Annotated in this window: 15 protein-coding genes; 2 read left to right on the top strand and 13 right to left on the bottom strand. The window is 67.0% G+C overall.

Annotation, left to right across the window (positions count from 1 at the left end; all coding sequences use genetic code 11):
* Window positions 1–50 precede the first annotated feature (50 nt).
* The 13 genes from IEY58_RS23220 to IEY58_RS23160 form a co-directional block, all read right to left on the bottom strand.
* Window positions 51–1,721: an alkaline phosphatase family protein gene (locus tag IEY58_RS23220; RefSeq protein ID WP_189050258.1), complete on the bottom strand. Its 1,671-nt coding sequence runs from the start codon at window positions 1,719–1,721 to the stop codon at window positions 51–53.
* A gap of 100 nt (window positions 1,722–1,821) precedes the next feature.
* Window positions 1,822–2,298 (bottom strand): GNAT family N-acetyltransferase, encoded by a 477-nt coding sequence (locus IEY58_RS23215; RefSeq protein ID WP_189050256.1) that lies wholly within the window; start codon window positions 2,296–2,298, stop codon window positions 1,822–1,824.
* An 88-nt stretch (window positions 2,299–2,386) separates the two neighbouring features.
* Window positions 2,387–2,722: a Grx4 family monothiol glutaredoxin gene (gene grxD / locus IEY58_RS23210; RefSeq protein WP_189050254.1), complete on the bottom strand. Its 336-nt coding sequence runs from the start codon at window positions 2,720–2,722 to the stop codon at window positions 2,387–2,389.
* Window positions 2,723–2,794: 72 nt separating this feature from the next.
* The gene (locus tag IEY58_RS23205) at window positions 2,795–3,031 is read right to left on the bottom strand and encodes a BolA/IbaG family iron-sulfur metabolism protein (RefSeq protein WP_189050252.1); all 237 of its coding nucleotides are present in this window, start codon (window positions 3,029–3,031) and stop codon (window positions 2,795–2,797) included.
* 18 nt (window positions 3,032–3,049) lie between these two features.
* Entirely contained in the window at window positions 3,050–5,260 is a 2,211-nt protein-coding gene (purL, locus tag IEY58_RS23200; RefSeq protein WP_189050250.1) for a phosphoribosylformylglycinamidine synthase subunit PurL, read from the bottom strand.
* Complete coding sequence (gene purQ / locus IEY58_RS23195; RefSeq protein ID WP_189050248.1) at window positions 5,257–5,946, bottom strand: phosphoribosylformylglycinamidine synthase subunit PurQ; 690 nt, start codon at window positions 5,944–5,946, stop codon at window positions 5,257–5,259. Before purQ ends, purL begins: the two co-directional genes overlap by 4 nt.
* Before the next feature lie 137 nt (window positions 5,947–6,083).
* Window positions 6,084–6,323: a phosphoribosylformylglycinamidine synthase subunit PurS gene (gene purS / locus IEY58_RS23190; protein WP_189050246.1), complete on the bottom strand. Its 240-nt coding sequence runs from the start codon at window positions 6,321–6,323 to the stop codon at window positions 6,084–6,086.
* 26 nt (window positions 6,324–6,349) lie between these two features.
* Complete coding sequence (purC, locus tag IEY58_RS23185) at window positions 6,350–7,108, bottom strand: phosphoribosylaminoimidazolesuccinocarboxamide synthase (RefSeq protein WP_189050244.1); 759 nt, start codon at window positions 7,106–7,108, stop codon at window positions 6,350–6,352.
* Window positions 7,109–7,243: 135 nt separating this feature from the next.
* Window positions 7,244–7,993 carry an NRDE family protein gene (locus IEY58_RS23180; RefSeq protein ID WP_189050242.1) on the bottom strand — a complete coding sequence of 250 codons (750 nt, stop codon included), beginning with the start codon at window positions 7,991–7,993 and terminating at the stop codon, window positions 7,244–7,246.
* Between the two features lie 22 nt (window positions 7,994–8,015).
* On the bottom strand, window positions 8,016–9,314 hold the full coding sequence (gene purB / locus IEY58_RS23175; RefSeq protein ID WP_189050240.1) for an adenylosuccinate lyase: 1,299 nt from the start codon (window positions 9,312–9,314) through the stop codon (window positions 8,016–8,018).
* A gap of 137 nt (window positions 9,315–9,451) precedes the next feature.
* The gene (locus IEY58_RS23170) at window positions 9,452–9,934 is read right to left on the bottom strand and encodes a hypothetical protein (RefSeq protein WP_189050238.1); all 483 of its coding nucleotides are present in this window, start codon (window positions 9,932–9,934) and stop codon (window positions 9,452–9,454) included.
* A 392-nt stretch (window positions 9,935–10,326) separates the two neighbouring features.
* Window positions 10,327–12,558 carry a response regulator gene (locus tag IEY58_RS23165; protein ID WP_189050237.1) on the bottom strand — a complete coding sequence of 744 codons (2,232 nt, stop codon included), beginning with the start codon at window positions 12,556–12,558 and terminating at the stop codon, window positions 10,327–10,329.
* Window positions 12,559–12,811: 253 nt separating this feature from the next.
* Window positions 12,812–13,498, bottom strand: coding sequence for a DedA family protein (locus IEY58_RS23160; RefSeq protein WP_229743902.1), 687 nt, complete (start codon window positions 13,496–13,498; stop codon window positions 12,812–12,814).
* 330 nt (window positions 13,499–13,828) lie between these two features.
* Between IEY58_RS23160 and IEY58_RS23155 the strand changes: the two genes are divergently transcribed.
* On the top strand, window positions 13,829–14,854 hold the full coding sequence (locus IEY58_RS23155; RefSeq protein WP_456057528.1) for a glycosyltransferase family 4 protein: 1,026 nt from the start codon (window positions 13,829–13,831) through the stop codon (window positions 14,852–14,854).
* 15 nt (window positions 14,855–14,869) lie between these two features.
* On the top strand, window positions 14,870–17,056 hold the full coding sequence (locus IEY58_RS23150) for an amylo-alpha-1,6-glucosidase (protein WP_189050235.1): 2,187 nt from the start codon (window positions 14,870–14,872) through the stop codon (window positions 17,054–17,056).
* Window positions 17,057–17,131: the final 75 nt, after the last annotated feature.

Below are 17,131 nucleotides of genomic sequence, written 5' to 3'. Positions count from 1 at the left end.
AAAGGCGGCGGCCCGGGAAGGGCCGCCGCCAAAGGTTCTTTAAAACGGGCTCAGTGCTGAAGGGCGGGCAGCACCGGCGTGCCTTCGAGCCGGACCGCGTCGAGCGCGCCCGGGTTGAGGCCGAGGGCGGCCAGCACGGTCGGGGCGATCTGGGCCGTCGCGACCGGCGTGCTGATCGTGTTCGGCGCCAGGGACGGGTGGGCGACCAGCAGCATGACGTTGGTGTCGTCATGGGCGAAGCCGCCGTGCTCGGCCAGCTTCTTCTTGCCGCCGGTGTAGACGACGCCGACGTTGGGCGTGACGATGATGTTGGGCACGCGCGGATCCTTGGCCGGGTCGTTGAAGAACAGGTTCAAGGTCGGACCGGCGTAGATCTGGCCGCCGGCGGCACCGATCTGGTTCGCATGCGCCTCGAGCAGCGCCACGTTGCCGGCGGTCTGGGTCAGGTTGTTCTCGCTGAGCCAAATGAGCGAGACGTCGTCCTCAAGCGCCTGCACGACCGGGAAGCCCGGCCCGACGCCGTTCGGGCTCAGGATCGCCGACGGTGGTGCCAGGCTCGAATTGTCCGCCGGGATGCGCAGGACCCGCTTCGGGTCGGTCGGCGACTGGCCGTGCTTGGCGCTGATGATGATGAGCGTGCGGTCGAGCAGGCCGCGCGTCCGGAGTGCCTCGACCATGAGGCCGATCGAATGATCGACGAACTTGATCTCGTCGAGCAGCGCCGGGGTCGGCACGCCATAGGGATCGGTGTAGCCGCCGGTGACGCCGATGCTCTTTTCGATCAGCTTCTGGCCGACGCTCACCGCCTGGAAATTCATGCCGAACACGTTCGGCACCGGCGCCGACGCCGTGCCGTCATGCCGGCGGCCGTTGATCTCGTTCAGGATCGCCTGGACCTTGAGGCTGTCGTAGCAGCGGATGTTGGCGAAGCTGTCGGTCCACGCGTCGCTGCTCGAGACCTTGGTCTGGTCGGGCAGCGGGTTGCAGGCGGCGAGCGTCACCTGGGGCAGTGCCACCGGGATCGAGTTGATCTCGGGCGCATAGAAATCATCGACGCCGAGGCCGCTCTTGCCCTTTACCAGCTCGTAGGACTGGTGCTTGTCGGACCAGGCGGTATAGCCGCCGTTCGCCTTCACCACCTCGAACATGGTGTTCACGCGGATGAAGCTGTGCGGATAGACCGGCGCGCAATGGTTCTTCGGATCGCGCGGCAGGTAGCCCGGATCGATGCCGCCGCCGGCGTCGATCTTCGTCAGGTCGACGTCGATCTCCTCGTCGAAGCCGATTTGCGTGCCTACGACCTTCGGGCAGAGATCGGCGCCGCCGACGATGCCGTAGGGCGTCGTCTTGGCCGGCGGCGACAGCGAGCGGTCGTAGCTCACGTCGTAGAAGGCACCCGTCGAGCGCGGCGAGCCGCCGGTGACGATGGCGGTCAGGCCCGGAAAGGAGTCGGACGGCTTCGACGTCGTCGCCTGCTCGTAGAAGACGGCGCGCTGTGCCAAGCCCGCAAGATGCGGGCAATAGGGCGTGCCGCCATCGATCGGGGCGACACCCTTGGAACAGTTCTCGAAGTCCACGGCGTGCATGCCGTCGATGCTGATGACCAGCGCGCGGTCGACGGTGCCGGACCCCAGAAGGGGATCGGCATAGGCAACGTGCGTCGAAATGGTAGCAAGCGTGGCGGCAGCGGCCACCCACTCCCGGTATCCTCGACGTAGCATTGCAGGCTCCCTTGTTGCGGTTATGGTTAAAGAACCGTTTCCAAGGTAGCGGTCGCGTTTTACCGCAGCGTGACGGGTCGGTGATTTGTGAGGCCTGCCGCTAGGGCTTCGTTGGGATTGCGGCTTTGGTTCGTTCGAACGCGGTGACAAACAGGCCCGGTGCTACCTCGCGCTCCCCGATCTCGACGAAGCCCAGCCGGGCATAAAGCTGGCGCCCCGGCTCGTTTCGGCTGCCGGTCGAGACGATGGTGCGCAGGGTTCGAAACTCCAGGGCTTTGACGAAGCCGATGAGGGCGCTCGCAATGCCGCGGCGCAGGAACTGGGGATCCACCATCACGCGGTGCAGGTCGAGCGTGTCGCCGATCACCTTGTAGGCGATGGCACCGCACAGCCGCTCGCCCTCGAAGGCGCCGAAGAAGGTCTCCCCGGACGATTGGAGATTGGTCAGGCTTTCACGAAGCGGCGGGATGTCGTCCGTGCCGATGAGCGCCGCCTCCAGCCGATAGGAGCGGCGTTGCAGGGCCAGCACTTGCGCCGCCTCGGCGGAATCGACGATGTTCAGGCCTCGGATCTTCATGAGCGCTTGGACCCCGGCCCATAAAAATGCAGAGGGCGGCCCCTCCCGTCAGGGAGAGCCGCCCTCAAGGCCGGAAAGTGCGGCCGGCTTATTCCTTGAACTCGATGCCCTTGTCGCGCAGCAGGGCGGCGAGTTCGCCGTTCAGGTACATCTCGCGTATGATGTCGGCGCCGCCGACGAACTCGCCCTTCACATAGAGCTGCGGGATCGTCGGCCACTGGGCGAATTCCTTGATGCCCTGGCGGATGGACGGATCGGCCAGCACGTCGATGCCCTTGAACTTGACGCCCATGCGGCTCAGCACCTGCACCACGCCGGCCGAAAAGCCGCACTGCGGGAAAACGGGCGTGCCCTTCATGTAGAGGACGACCGGATTGGTCGAAATATCGTCCTTGATACGGTCGAAAACGGCGGTGTCGCTCATGCTGGCGTGATCCTTGGGTAAAGCTCCGAGGCCGGAGGTAGGCCCGTCATCCAATATGTAGGACGATCCGTCTCAGGCGTCGAGGGGGTGAGTAGTAAGCTGCAATGCATGCAGCTCAGTGCCCATGCGGCCCTGCAGCGCCTGATAGACCATCTGATGCTGCTGGACGCGGCTCTTGCCCTTGAAGGCCGCGGACCGGACGGTCGCGGCATAGTGGTCGCCGTCGCCGCGCAGGTCGTCGATCTCGACCTCCGCGTCGGGCAGGGCCGCCTTGATGTATTCGGCGATACGAGAGGCTTCCATGGCCATGGGTGACGATCCTTCTGCTTACTCTTCCGCCGCCATATAGGCGGGCAGCCATTCGGTATTGATCTTGACGAGCTCGGTGAGCGACACGCGGCCGAGGCCCGGTGCCTCGATCGCGTCGCCGCCGGTGACGCCCAGGCGGAGCGCCGGCACGCCCGCGGCCTTGGCCGCGTCGATGAGGGCCGCCGCGTCCGTCGTCGAGACGAGATAGCGCGCCTGGTCCTCGCCGAAATAGGCGCCGTGCAGCGGCACGTCGGCCGGCACCGCGTCGATCCGGGCGCCACGCTTGCCGGCGGCGGCCATCTCGACCAGTGCCACCAAGAGGCCGCCGTCCGAGAGATCATGGCAGGCCGTGACCTTGCCGGCCAGGATCTGGCCGCGCACGAAATCGCCGTTGCGGCGTTCGACCGCGAGATCGACCGGCGGCGGAGCGCCGTCCTCGCGGCCCTCGACCTCGCGCAGGTAGAGCGAGGCTCCGAGCTGACCCGCCGTGGCGCCGATCAGCACCAGGCTCTCGCCGTCGGCGTTGAGCTTGATGCCGACCGCCTTCGCCACGTCGTCGATCAATCCCACGCCGCCGATCGCCGGGGTCGGCAGGATCGCCTCGCCGTTCGTCTCGTTGTAGAGCGAGACATTGCCCGAGACGACCGGATATTCCAGCGCCAGGCAGGCCTCGCGGATGCCCTGAATGGCGCCCACGAACTGGCCCATGATTCGCGGCCGTTCCGGGTTGCCGAAGTTCATGTTGTCGGTGATGGCGATCGGCAGGGCGCCCACCGCCGTGATGTTGCGCCAGCTCTCGGCGACCGCCTGGGCGCCGCCCCGGACCGGATCGGCGAAGACATAGCGCGGCGTGCAGTCGGTCGTGAGCGCCAGGCCCTTCCGCCGGCCATGGACGCGCACCAGCGAGGCGTCGCCGCCCGACTTCAGCACCGTGTCGCCCATGACCGAGCTGTCGTACTGCTCCCAGATCCAGCGCTTGCTGGCGACGTCGGGGCAGCCGATCAAGGTCTTGAGCGCGACGCTCAGGTCCTTGGGCGCCGCCACGTCCCGGGCCGTGATCTCGGCCTGGGCCGGCGTCGGCTCCCACGGGCGGTTATATTCTGGCGCCTGGCTAAAGAGCGGCTCCAGGGGCAGGTCGGCGACCGTCTCGCCATGCATCCTGAGCACGAGATGGCCCGTCGTCGTGACGTTGCCGATCACGGCGAAGTCGAGCTCCCACTTGTCGAAAATGCGCTTCGCCTCGGCCTCGCGGCCGGGCTTCAGCACCATCAGCATGCGCTCCTGGCTCTCCGACAGCATGACCTCATAGGGCGTCATGCCGGTCTCACGCATCGGCACCCGGTCGATGTGCAGCTCGATGCCGAGTCCGCCCTTGCCGGCCATCTCGACCGAGGAGGAGGTCAGGCCCGCGGCCCCCATGTCCTGGATCGCGACGATGGCATCGCCGGCCATGAGCTCGAGGCAGGCTTCGATCAGCAGCTTCTCGGTGAACGGGTCGCCGACCTGCACGGTCGGGCGCTTCGCCTCCGAATCCTCGCTGAACTCGGCCGATGCCATGGTGGCGCCATGGATGCCGTCGCGGCCGGTCTTGGCGCCGACGTAGATCACCGGATTGCCCGGGCCGGCGGCGGCCGAATAGAAGATCTTGTCCTGCTCGGCCAAGCCCACGGTCATGGCGTTGACCAGGATGTTGCCGTTGTAGGAGGCGTGGAAATTGGTCTCGCCGCCGACCGTCGGCACGCCGACCGAATTGCCATAGCCGCCGATGCCGGCAACCACTCCGGCCACGAGATGCCGGGTCTTCGGATGGTCCGGGCTGCCGAAGCGGAGCGCGTTCAGATTGGCGACTGGCCTCGCCCCCATGGTGAAGACGTCGCGCAGGATGCCGCCGACGCCGGTCGCCGCACCCTGGTACGGCTCGATGAACGACGGGTGGTTGTGGCTCTCCATCTTGAAGATGGCGGCCTGGCCGTCGCCGATGTCGATGACGCCGGCATTCTCGCCCGGGCCGCAGATGACCTTGGGACCGGTGGTCGGCAGGGTCTTCAGATGCACCTTCGACGACTTGTAGGAGCAGTGCTCGCTCCACATCATCGAGAAGACGCCCAATTCCGTCAGGTTCGGCTCGCGCCCCATGATGTTGAGGCAGCGCTGGTACTCTTCCGGGGTCAGTCCGTGCTGGGCGACGACTTCGGGAGTGATCTTTTCGCTCACGGGGGTCTGGCTCACGACAGGGCTCCGAGCAGGCTCTCGAAAATACCGCGGCCGTCGGTGCCGCCGGTCAAGGGATCGCAGGCGCGCTCCGGATGGGGCATGTAGCCAAGCACGGTCTTCGTTTCGTTGTAGATGCCGGCGATGTTGCGCGCCGAGCCGTTGGGATTGGCGTCGTCGCGGAGCTCGCCCGCCTCGTCGCAATAGCGGAAGGCCACGAGCCCACGGGTCTCCAGCCGGTCGAGCGTCGCCTCGTCGGCGAAATAGTTGCCGATCGAGTGGGCGATCGGGATCGAGATCACCGTGCCGGCCGAATATTTGTTGGTGAAGATCGTCTGGCTCTGCTCGACCCGGGTATGGACGAAGCGATTGATGAACTTGATGCCGCGGTTCTTCATGAGCGCGCCGGGCAGCAGGCCCATCTCGGTCAGCACCTGGAAGCCGTTGCAGATGCCCAAGACCGGCAGGCCCCGCTCGGCCTTGTCCTTGACCGTGCGCATGATCGGCGAATGGGCGGCCATGGCGCCGGCCCTGAGATAGTCGCCGTAGGAAAAGCCGCCGGGCAGTACGACCAGGTCGACCTCGGGCAGCTCCGTGTCGCGGTGCCAGACCATGTGCGGCTTGGTGCCGGTGATGTTCTCGACGGCGACGGCGACGTCGCGATCGCAATTGGATCCGGGGAAGACGACAACGGCGGTCTTCATGGATGCGGCCCTCTATGGCGTGGCGCGAAAACGAAAGGGCCGAAGGGCTTCAAGGCGCAACTTCGGCCCGAAGGGCGGCGAGGGAGGTCTGCCGCCGGCATCATGGCTAGCGGGACCTGCTGTTCGGCGACGGGCCGTCAGGCGAGGTCGATCGCATAATTCTCGATGACCGTATTGGCGAGCAGCTTGTCGCACATGGCACGCGCGGTCTCGCGCGCCTTGGCCGGATCGGTCTCGGCCAGGTCGAGCTCGATATACTTGCCCTGGCGCACGTTCTCGACGCCGGCGAAGCCCAGCGAAGCGAGGGCGTGGCCGATGGCGGACCCCTGCGGATCGAGCACGCCGGGCTTGAGGGTGACATGGACCTTGATCTTCATTCGCAGCTCATCCCTTGAGAGCAGGGTTATTGCATCGTCTTCGGACCTTTGAGGTCCGCAGGCCCGCCCTCCGGCAGGATGCCGAGCCGGCGGGCGACCTCCTGATAGGCCTCCTCGACCTGGCCCAGGTCCTCGCGGAACCGGTCCTTGTCCATCTTGTCGTTGGTCTTGATGTCCCAGAGGCGGCAGCTGTCCGGGCTGATCTCGTCGGCGATGATGATGCGCATCTCGTCGTTGTTCCACAGCCGGCCGAACTCGAGCTTGAAATCGACGAGGCGGATGCCGACGCCCAGGAACAGGCCGGAGAGGAAGTCGTTGACGCGCAGCGCCATGGCCATCATGTCGTCCAGGTCCTGGGTCGAGGCCCAGCCAAACGCCGTGATGTGCTCCTCCGACACCATCGGGTCGTGGAGCGGTTCGCTCTTGTAGTAATACTCGACGATCGAGCGCGGCAGCTGCGTGCCCTCGGCGATGCCGAGACGGGTCGCGAGCGAGCCCGCCGCCACGTTGCGCACGACGACCTGCAGCGGGATGATCTCGACTTCGCGCACCAGCTGCTCGCGCATGTTGAGGCGCCGCACGAAATGGGTCTGCACGCCGAGCTCGTTGAGCTTGGTCATCAGATATTCGCTGATGCGGTTGTTGAGCACGCCCTTGCCGGTGATGGTGCCGCGCTTCTGCTGGGCGGCGGCGTCATCCTTGAAATACTGGACGAGCGTGCCGGGCTCAGGCCCCTCGAACAGGACCTTGGCCTTGCCTTCGTAAATCTGTCTGCGGCGGGACATGCTTGCCACCCGTTTCCTATGAACTCGTTCCCACGGGGTCGGCGCCGGGTCGTCCACGCGGCCCCGGTCGGGACCGCCATCGTCATGATAGCCTGAGGTCGCGGTCCCTATAGCAAGAGTGTCACCGAATCACAATCACGGGGTCCCGAGCGGACCCCATGCCGATGGCTGGCCTGCGACGCGTGCAAAGCGACCGATCGACCGGACTTCGGCACCCGGCGCCGCCAGCGCCAGGAGCGCGCTCGACACGGTCGCGAAGCCGTCGGGCCGGGCGAAGCGCATGGCGCTGTCGACCGGCTCGCCGTCGCCCGGCACCGTGTCGCCGAGGAGATCCTGCCACGCCTGCCAGTCACCCGCCGTCGGATCGGGCGCCGTCGCATTCTTGAAGCGCTCGCGATAGCGCTGGATGCGCGGGCTCGACGGATCGTCGAGCTCGCGGGCCGTCAGCATATGCAGGCCGTCGGTCACCCGCACCATCGCGATCCGCCCGTCGCCGCGATGGGCGAGCCAGAAGGCGTCGCGATTGTCGGCGACGAGCAGGTTGAACGGCCGATAGGCGTCGGGGTCGATGTCAGAGAGGGCGGCGGCGGCCGCGACCGCGTCGGCATGATCGAGCGCGTCCAGCACCAGCTCGCCACGCGAGCGCTTGCCGGCCGCGGGGCCAAGTGTGCCGACCCGGTTCAGGATCGCGGCCACGACGCCCTCGTCATTGACGCCGAACCAGGAGCCGCCGGCGAGCTCGTCCAGGCCTGCGACCACGTTCGGCCGGTCGGCCCAGTGCCGCCCCGGCGCCTGCCAGGGCCGGTTCACCATCTCGTCCCGATTGGCGCCCAGGATCAGCGGCCATTCGTGGCCAGGGCGCCGCAGCAGGACGAGGGTGCACATGGGTTGAGGACTCCTCGGAAGCTCAGGCTTCGCCGAACACGCGCCGGAAGATCGTGTCGACCTGCTTCACATGGTGCGCGTCGTCGAACATGGCGTCGAGCTGGGCATGGTTCACCTGGCCCTTGATCGCCGGGTCGTTCTTCAACAGCGTCAGGAAATCGCCTTCGCCGCGCCAGGCCGGCATGGCGTTGCGCTGGACCGCGGCATAGGCGTCCTCGCGCGTGAGGCCGGCCTGGGTCAGCGCCAAGAGCACGCGCTGCGAATTGACGAGCCCGCCCAGGCTGTCGAGGTTCTTGCGCATCTGCTCCGGGTAGACCACCAGCTTGTCGACGACGCTCGTGAGCCGCGCCAGCGCGAAATCAAGCGCCACCGTCGCGTCCGGCGCCAGCAGGCGCTCGACCGAAGAGTGCGAGATGTCGCGCTCGTGCCAGAGAGCCACGTTCTCCATGAACGGCACCACGGCGGAACGCACGACGCGGGCGAGGCCGGTCAGGTTCTCGGTCAGCACCGGGTTGCGCTTGTGCGGCATGGCCGACGAGCCCTTCTGGCCCGGCGAGAAATATTCCTCGGCCTCGCGCACCTCGGTGCGCTGCAGATGGCGGACCTCGGTCGCGAGCCGCTCGATCGAGGACGCGATGACGCCCAAGACGCCGAAGAACATGGCATGCCGGTCGCGCGGGATGACCTGAGTCGAGACCGGCTCGGGCGTCAGGCCGAGCTTAGCCGCGACATGCTCTTCGACGCGCGGGTCGATCTGGGCGAAAGAGCCCACGGCACCGGAGATGGCGCAGGTCGCGATCTCGGCGCGCGCCGCTTCGAGCCGCGCCTTGTTGCGCGCGAACTCGGCATGGAAGCCGGCGAGCTTGACGCCGAAGGTCGTGGGCTCAGCATGGATGCCGTGGCTGCGGCCGACGGTCATCGTCATCTTGTGCTCGAGGGCGCGCTTCTTGAGCGCCGCCAGCAACTGGTCGAGGTCGGCCAAGAGAATGTCGGCCGCCTGCTTCAGCTGGACCGCGAGGCAGGTGTCGAGCACGTCCGACGACGTCATGCCCTGGTGGACGAAGCGCGCCTCGGGGCCGACATGCTCGGCGAGGTTGGTCAGGAACGCGATGACGTCGTGCTTGGTCTCGCGCTCGATCTCGTCGATCCGCTCGATCTCCCAGGCGCCGCGCTCCCACACGGCCTTCGCGGCTTCCTTGGGGATGACGCCCAGTTCGGCCTGCGCGTCACAGGCATGCGCCTCGATCTCGAACCAGATGCGGAAGCGGTTTTCGGGTGCCCAGATGGCGACCATGTCGGGGCGGCTGTAACGCGGAATCATTGGCGGCGGCGCTCTTTGGAGGGGAACCGGTAAGGCCCTTCAATAGCAGCGTCGAAGCCCCCTGCCCAACGCAAAGCGCGAAGGGGACGATCCCGCGCCATGCGGAACTTCGAGCCGAAGGGCAGGCGAAGGATCGGTCAGGCGTGCGCCGCGCGGTAGATTGCGGCGTACCATTCCTCCATCTGCTTCTTGAGGGCGGCGGCGTCGCCGCCCGGGATGTCGGACTGGCCATAGATCACGAGCCCGCTCACGCCCTCGTCGGCGTCGACCACCTCGATCGTCACCGTCAGGGTATGGTCGAACAAGCCGCCCGAATGGGTCTGGAACACGAGACGCAGGCCCTCGTTCGCGGACGAGATGAGCTCAGTCTTCGGCAGGGCCTCGATCGCGTGGCGCGCGATGAAGCGCATCTTTTCGGCCGGTACCTTGAAGGGCGGTGTCACCCCGTCCGGCTGGGCCAGGCAATAGGCCTCGGGGCAGGCGAGATAATGGGCGTAGCCCGCGGGCGGGGCAAAATCGCCGAAGCTCTGCGTGACCGGGTTGGGCGGGCTCGGCGCATGGGCGCAGGCGGCCACCACCAGTGCGAGCGCAGCACTGGCGAAGCGTCCGAAGCGGACCATCCATCGTCCCGACATCGTCATGAAATCGTCCCCATTCCGGTTCCAACCGGGGCGGGAGACTAGCTGGAGGCTGCTCAAAGAGACAAGGGATGCTCGACACGCGGGGCTGAAGGTCGAGCTATGCGCAAAAATATGCCCCCCGATCACCGATTTGGTTATTCGGGGGGTTGCCTCGGCCGCTGGAAGCCCTATCTTTGCAGTGCAGCATGATCCTCTTGATCTGCTGCACGCCTTTCCAGGCGTTTCCTCCCTAAACTCGGGCCGTACGCAAGTGCGGCCTTTTCTTTTTTTGCTTTCTTTCTGCGCGAGTGTCCCGCGCGGCTTTTCCCGGGAAACGACGCGGCGCCCGTTTGGTTCCCAAAAGTGACACGAGCCGGAGGGGCCCGTTCCGGTCAGCTCGAAGGGGCGTCCGCCCGGGTCCAGCGCTCGATCATCCGGGTGAGCTCGTCGACGCTGATCGGCTTCGAGAGATGGTCCTGCATGCCGGCCGCCAGGATATCCCGGCGCTCGGACGCGAGCGCATGCGCCGTAAGCGCGATGATCGGGGTCTTGGCGGAGCCGTTCTCGGCCCGCTGGATGTGCTGCGCCGCCTCGATGCCGCTCATGCCCGGCATCTGGATGTCCATCAGGATCAGGTCGTAGCGGTTCGCCCCCGCGGCCGCGACCACGGCGGCACCGTCGCCCGCGATAGTGACGCGGTGCCCCATGTCCTCGAGCAGCGCCTGCACGACCATCTGATTGATCTCGTTGTCCTCGGCGACGAGGATGTCGAGCGGCCGCGGCCGGGCTGCTGCCTCGACCGACAGGACGCGCGAGAGCGAGGCGAGGAGGGCTGGCCGTTTGATCGGCTTCGCCAGGATGTCGTCGAAGCCGATGCGGCTCGCTTCGTCGCTCGGGTTGGGCAAGCCCATTGAAGTCGCGAGCACCAGCTTGGTGGCGCGGATGCCCGGCGTCCGCCGGATCTGGCCGACGAGCTCGACGCCGCTCTGGCCCGGCATGTCCTGGTCGACGATCACAAGGTCGAATGGGTCGCCTTCGGCCACCGCGGTCTCGAGCGTCGAGACGACCGCATCGGGCGCATCCATCGTGATGACGCGCGCGCCCGAGCCGTCGAGCTGGCCCACGAGGGCCGCCCGGTTGATTGCGGTATCGTCGACGATGAGGATGCGGTTGCCGTCGAGCCGGACGCCGCTGCCCTCCGTAACCAGGCGCGGCAGGCCCAGCGCCGGCCTGAGCGAGACCGTGAACCAGAATTCCGACCCCTCGCCGACCTCGCTCATGAGGCCGATCTCGCCGCCCATCAGTGTGACGAGCTCCCGGCAGATCGCGAGGCCGAGGCCGGTCCCGCCGAACCGCCGGACCATGGAGCTGTCGGCCTGGGTGAATTTTTCGAACAGACGAGGCTGCAGTTCGGCCGGGATGCCGGGGCCGGTGTCGCGGACCCGGAAGTGCACGAGGAAGCAATCGCTTGCACGCTCCGCCGACGCGGTGACGGCGACCTCGCCCTCCTCGGTGAACTTGATCGCATTGGTGACCAGGTTGGTCAGCACCTGCCGGAGCCGGACCGGGTCGCCGCGCAGCAGCGCCGGCACGCCGGGCGCGACGCTCGAGTTGAGGGCGAGGCCCTTTGCCGCGGCCGTGCCAGCACAGTGGATGACGACGGTCTCGATCATCTGCGTGAAGTCGAAATCGATCTCCTCGATTTCGACGCGGCCGGCTTCGAGCTTGGAAATGTCGAGGATATCGTTGACCACGCGCAGCAGGATGTCGGCCGATGTCTGTGTCGCGCGCGCATATTGCGCCTGGAGCGGTGAGAGGTCCGTGTCGAGCAGCAGGCCGTTCATGCCGATGATGCCGTTCATCGGCGTACGGATCTCATGGCTCATCGTCGCCAGGAACTCGGATTTGGCACGGTTCGCCGCGTCGGCCTCGTCCCTGAGGCGAAGCAGCTCGCGGGCGGCGCGCTCCTTCGCCTTGGCCTCCTGGCCGAGGAAGATGCCGATCGCGATGGCGGCGCCCAGCGTCACGAGGATGCCGAAATCGTCGATGAGGGCCGCTCGGTTCCGGACCTCCGCAACGCGCCCAGCCTCGCGGGCGAGGTGTGCATTGTTGGCCGTATCGAACTCGCCGATCAGCGCTCGAATGTTTTCCATGGTCTGATGGCCGAGATCGGAGTTCACGATCTCGATCGCTTGGTCGCGATGGCCGGAGCGGAGCAGCACGACGGTCTGCGTCAGCTCGTCGAGCTTCTGCCCCACGAGCGTTTCGAGCGAGGGGAGCCGGTCGGCGATCTCCGGCCAGGCGAGGTGCCGCATTTCCTCCGTCGTGTCGGCGACACGCTTGCGCGCGTCGTCGTAGGGGGCCAGGTAGTTTGCGTGTCCGGTCAAGAGATAGCCGCGCTGACCCGTTTCCGCGTCCGTGATGTTCAAGAGCTGGCGGTCGAGCGTGCGCTGCAGTTGATGCGCGCGCTCGACCGCGTCGGCGCTTGCTTCGATCTCGACGTCCGTGCAGCGCGCGAGACCGACGGTCAAGAGCGCCAGCATGAAGATGGGCACGCACGTCAGGGATGGACGCATGAGGGCAGCAATCGCGCGGGCCACCTGCTTCTCCGTCAGCGAAGACATGCCGCGAGGAACGGAATCGAGCGTATCGCATCGGGCGGGCAAAGCGTTGGGAAAATATTCGCCGGAACGAGATCAGGGGCGAACGGCTCCGGTGCCGTCGGATGTCGTCCGTTCGAATCGGGTCGCAGGTCGATTCCCTATTCTCGACTGTCGGATACTGGCCGCCCGCGGCGCAGTCGACGATATGCCGGACCCCACGGTCTCGGGCCGTTCCACCGGGCGTGGCGATGACTGCGCGCTGTGCGTGTGCCATTCAGCGCGGCGGCCGCGTGCTTCCCGTCTCGCTTTGTGGCTGCGCTGCCGGGCCCTCGTCCGGGAAGGCCCGGTCGGCCTCGCCCTGCAGCCGGGCTTCGTGTCGTCGCAGCAGAAAGATCGCGGTGCCGAGGGTGGCGGCGCCGAGCACGCCGAGCGCCACCGCGAGCGGCGTCTCGAGCCGGCGGACCGCATGCCCCAGGAAATAGGCGCCGAAGCCATAGGTCGACGCCCAAAGGGCCCCGCCCAGGCCGTTCGCCACCAGGAAGCGCCGCCAGTCCATCCGGTTGGCGCCGGCAAGCACGGACGCAAAGGTCCGCAGCACCGAGAAGAAGCGTCCGAAGAACACGACCTTGCTGCCGTGGCGCTGAAAGAGGTAGCGGCCGAGCCGGATGCGGGCGTCGGTCAGGCCGATATGCTTGCCGTAGCGCCGGATCAGCCGGAAGCCGACGCTGCGGCCGATGATGTAGCCGAGATTGTCGCCGATTATCGCGCCGGCCGCGACGGCGGCCACCAGCGGCACGATGCCGATCTCATGGGTCGCGGCGGCATAGAGGGCGCCAGCGATGACAGCACTCTCGCCCGGCGCCGGAACGCCCATGCTCTCGAGCATGGTGACACCGCCCACGACGACCACTCCGTGGTGCCGGATCAGCGGCATGATCGTGTCGTGCAGCAGCGTGCTCATAGGCCGAGAGGGAGCAAAAGTTGTACTTCGCGGCTACAGGAGGCACCGAAGCGTGTACTTGCCGACCACATGAAGTATCCTGGCCCGTGATTTCTGCTCCATCTGCAAATTCAAGGCATACTGCGGAGTTCCGCGCAAGAGGCGGCCCCGAAACGGCGCCGGCTCGGCCCCTTCTGGCCCTCAGAACGACGCAGCGCAGTAAAAAAACGGAACCGTTCCGCCGGTCAGAAGTGTTCGCTTGTCGGTGTCACCGCGTCAGTCGAGTGATCCGCTCGTCATTTCTCATTTCGGTAGGTCCCCCTCATGAAGATCGCTCAAGTGTCATCGCTCATGGAAGCTGTGCCCCCGAAGCTCTATGGCGGGACCGAGCGTATCGTTGCCTATCTGACCGACGAGCTGGTCGAACTCGGGCATGAGGTGACCCTGTTCGCGAGCGGCGACAGCCAAACGCGGGGCTCGCTCGTGCCGGTCTGGCCGCACGCGCTCCGGCTCGATGCCGGTATGCGCGACTACCTGGCACCGCATATCATCCTGCTGGAGACGCTGGCGCGCCGGGCGCACGAATTCGACGTGATCCATCTGCACATCGACTATCTGGGCTATCCGCTGCTCGAGCGGATGGACGTGCCGTTTGTCACCACCCTGCATGGCCGCCTCGACCTGCCGGAGCTGCGCCCGCTCTACGAGGCCTTCCCGGATGTGCCGGTCGTATCGATCTCGAATTCCCAGCGTGAGCCGCTGCCGATCGCGAATTACGTCGAGACGATCTATCACGGCCTGCCCGAGGATCTCCTCAGCCCCGGCACGGGCGAGGGCGGCTATCTCGCGTTCATCGGCCGCATCTCGCCGGAGAAGGCGCCGGACGCGGCGATCCGCATCGCCGCCGCCGGCGGCATGAACATCAAGATCGCGGCCAAGATCGACAAGGTCGACCAAGCCTATTTCGAGGAACATATCGAGCAGTCGTTCTCGCTGCCGCACGTCGAGTACATCGGCGAGATCGACGAATCCCGCAAAAGCGAGTTCCTCGGCAACGCGGCCGGCCTGCTGTTCCCGATCGCCTGGCGCGAGCCGTTCGGCCTCGCGATGATCGAGGCCATGGCGTGCGGCACGCCCGTCATCGCCATGCGCCGAGGCTCGGTGCCCGAAATCATCGAGCACGGCGTCAGCGGCTTCATCGTGGACACCGAAGAGGAAGCGATCGCCGCGGTCGCACGGCTGCCGGAGCTCGACCGCGGCAGGGTGCGCCGCGCCTTCGAAGACCGCTTCACCGGGCGCCGCATGGCCGAGGACTATACCCGGCTCTATGAGCGCCTGATCGCGCTCGAGCAGCCGGCTCGTCTCAAGCTGGCCTGAAGGGATGGGGCGGGCATGACGACGGCGCCCACCGCACTCGCAGCTGCCCGGCCGGTCGCCTCGCCCTACTACATCGCGGCGACCGAGGCGGTGTCGACCCAGCGGCTGCGGGTCCTGAAGCAGGGCCAGGCCTTTGCCGTCCTCGACGATTTCGGCAACGCCCAGGCGCTGGGTCCCGCGGCCCAGGGGTTGTTCTTTGAGGATACCCGGTATCTCGCCCAGCTGGCGCTCACCATCGACGGCGTGCGGCCGCTGCTCCTGTCCTCGTACGTGGCCGAGGATAACGATGCGCTCATGGCCGATCTCACCAACCCGGACCTGGCGGGCGGGAACGGCCGCGCCATGGCCAAGGATACGGTCCATATCCTGAGCACGACGGTGCTCGGCGACGACGTGCTCTACCAGAGCCTGGCCGTGCGCAATTTCGGCGCCGAAGAAGCGCATTTCCGGCTCGAGCTCAATTTCGCAGCCGATTTCGTCGATATCTTTGAAGTGCGCGGCACGTCGCGCACGTTGCGCGGCGACCTGCTGCCGGACGAGCAGCACGCCGGCGGTGTCACGCTGGGCTATCGCGGCCGCGACGGCATCACGCGGCGGACGCGGCTTACCTTCGATCCGCCATCGGAGGCCGTGGCCCCACGCCGTGCTGCCTGGACCCTGGTGCTGGCGCCGGGCGATACGCGCGACATCGAGATCGCAGTCCAGTGCTTGCGCGATGGCCGCCGGAGCGAGCCGCCGGACCGCGGCGCCTGCATCGCGGGCGCGGCCCGGCATCGACGGGCGCGACAGGCCCAGACGACGCAGATCTTCACCAGCAACGAGAGCTTCAACAACTGGCTGAGCCGCTCGCGCGCCGATCTCGAGATGCTGATCACCGAGACGCCGCACGGGCTCTATCCCTATGCCGGCATCCCGTGGTTCTCGACCGCGTTCGGGCGCGACGGCATCATCACGGCGCTCCAGTGCCTGTGGCTCGATCCGGCGCTCGCGGCCGGCACCCTGCGCTTCCTGGCCGCGAACCAGGCGACCGAGCTCGATGCCAAGGCCGATGCCGAGCCGGGCAAGATCCTGCACGAGACCCGCCACGGCGAGATGGCGATCCTCGGCGAGGTGCCGTTCCAGCGCTATTACGGCGGCGTCGATTCGACGCCGCTTTTCGTCGTGCTGGCCGCGGCTTACTGGCGGCGGACCGGCGACCTGGCGCTCGTCCGGTCGATCTGGCCGCAGATCGAGGCGGCGCTCGGCTGGATGACGAGCTACGGCGATCCGGACGGCGACGGGTTCCTCGAATACGACCGCAAGTCGATCAACGGCCTCATCAATCAGGGCTGGAAGGACAGCAGCGATTCGATCTTCCATGCCGACGGCCGCCTGGCCGACGCGCCGATCGCGCTCGCCGAGGTCCAGGCCTATGCCTACGCCGCCTATCTGGGCGCCGCCGACATCGCCGTCCAGCTCGACCAGCCGGAGCGCGCGGCCGATCTCCGCGATCGGGCCGAGCTGCTGCGTCAGAAATTCGAGCGCACGTTCTGGCTCGACGATCTCGAGACCTACGCGCTGGCGCTCGACGGGCAGAAGCAGCCGTGCCGGATCGGCTCGTCCAATGCCGGCCATGTGCTTCTGGGCGGGCTCGCGGATCCGGCGCGGGCGGCGCGTGTCGCCGAACGCCTGGTGGCGCCGGCGTCCTTCTCCCACTGGGGTGTGCGGACGATCGAGGGCACCGCACAGCGCTACAATCCGATGTCGTACCACAACGGCTCGGTCTGGCCGCACGACAACGCGCTTATCGGCATGGGCTTCGCCCGCTACGGCCTGCGCGAGCCGCTGCTCAAGGTCATGAGCGCGCTGTTCGACGCCTCGCTGTTCGTGGCGGATCAGCGCCTGCCGGAGCTGTTCTGCGGTTTCGAGCGGCGGGCCGGCTCGTCGCCCACGGCCTATCCAGTCGCCTGCAACCCCCAGGCCTGGTCGTCCGCCACCGTGTTCGGCCTCCTGGGTGCGGTGCTCGGCATCTCGTTCGACCCGCCGGGACGGCAGATCCGCTTCATCCGGCCGGTGCTGCCGGCCTGGATGGACGAATGCCGCCTGACCGACCTGCGCCTCGGCGACGCGGTGGTCGACCTGGAACTGCGGCGCCATGGCGAGGACGTGTCGCTCCATGTCGTGAAACGGACCGGGGCGGTCGAGGTCGTGACGGTTAACTGATCCCGCCGGCAACTGGCGCTGCCGGCCGGTACCCAAGCTCCTTCCAAAGCTCCTTGTTCGGTAATTGCTCGAAGG

Origin of the sequence: Aliidongia dinghuensis, from assembly GCF_014643535.1 — a bacterium.
GTDB classification, from domain to species: Bacteria; Pseudomonadota; Alphaproteobacteria; order ATCC43930; family CGMCC-115725; genus Aliidongia; species Aliidongia dinghuensis.
The sequence above is the reverse complement of the archived record's forward strand: the minus strand, read 5'-3'. Positions and strand labels throughout refer to the sequence as shown.

What these genes read in the sequence shown, in the direction of transcription:
- IEY58_RS23220 (WP_189050258.1), bottom strand. Translation starts at nt 1,721, where the DNA reads ATGCTACGTCGAGGATACCGGGAGTGGGTGGCCGCTGCCGCCACGCTT.
- IEY58_RS23215 (WP_189050256.1), bottom strand. Translation starts at nt 2,298, where the DNA reads ATGAAGATCCGAGGCCTGAACATCGTCGATTCCGCCGAGGCGGCGCAA.
- grxD (WP_189050254.1), bottom strand. Translation starts at nt 2,722, where the DNA reads ATGAGCGACACCGCCGTTTTCGACCGTATCAAGGACGATATTTCGACC.
- IEY58_RS23205 (WP_189050252.1), bottom strand. Translation starts at nt 3,031, where the DNA reads ATGGCCATGGAAGCCTCTCGTATCGCCGAATACATCAAGGCGGCCCTG.
- purQ (WP_189050248.1), bottom strand. Translation starts at nt 5,946, where the DNA reads ATGAAGACCGCCGTTGTCGTCTTCCCCGGATCCAATTGCGATCGCGAC.
- purS (WP_189050246.1), bottom strand. Translation starts at nt 6,323, where the DNA reads ATGAAGATCAAGGTCCATGTCACCCTCAAGCCCGGCGTGCTCGATCCG.
- purC (WP_189050244.1), bottom strand. Translation starts at nt 7,108, where the DNA reads ATGTCCCGCCGCAGACAGATTTACGAAGGCAAGGCCAAGGTCCTGTTC.
- IEY58_RS23180 (WP_189050242.1), bottom strand. Translation starts at nt 7,993, where the DNA reads ATGTGCACCCTCGTCCTGCTGCGGCGCCCTGGCCACGAATGGCCGCTG.
- purB (WP_189050240.1), bottom strand. Translation starts at nt 9,314, where the DNA reads ATGATTCCGCGTTACAGCCGCCCCGACATGGTCGCCATCTGGGCACCC.
- IEY58_RS23170 (WP_189050238.1), bottom strand. Translation starts at nt 9,934, where the DNA reads ATGGTCCGCTTCGGACGCTTCGCCAGTGCTGCGCTCGCACTGGTGGTG.
- IEY58_RS23165 (WP_189050237.1), bottom strand. Translation starts at nt 12,558, where the DNA reads ATGTCTTCGCTGACGGAGAAGCAGGTGGCCCGCGCGATTGCTGCCCTC.
- IEY58_RS23160 (WP_229743902.1), bottom strand. Translation starts at nt 13,498, where the DNA reads ATGAGCACGCTGCTGCACGACACGATCATGCCGCTGATCCGGCACCAC.
- IEY58_RS23155 (WP_456057528.1), top strand. Translation starts at nt 13,829, where the DNA reads ATGGAAGCTGTGCCCCCGAAGCTCTATGGCGGGACCGAGCGTATCGTT.
- IEY58_RS23150 (WP_189050235.1), top strand. Translation starts at nt 14,870, where the DNA reads ATGACGACGGCGCCCACCGCACTCGCAGCTGCCCGGCCGGTCGCCTCG.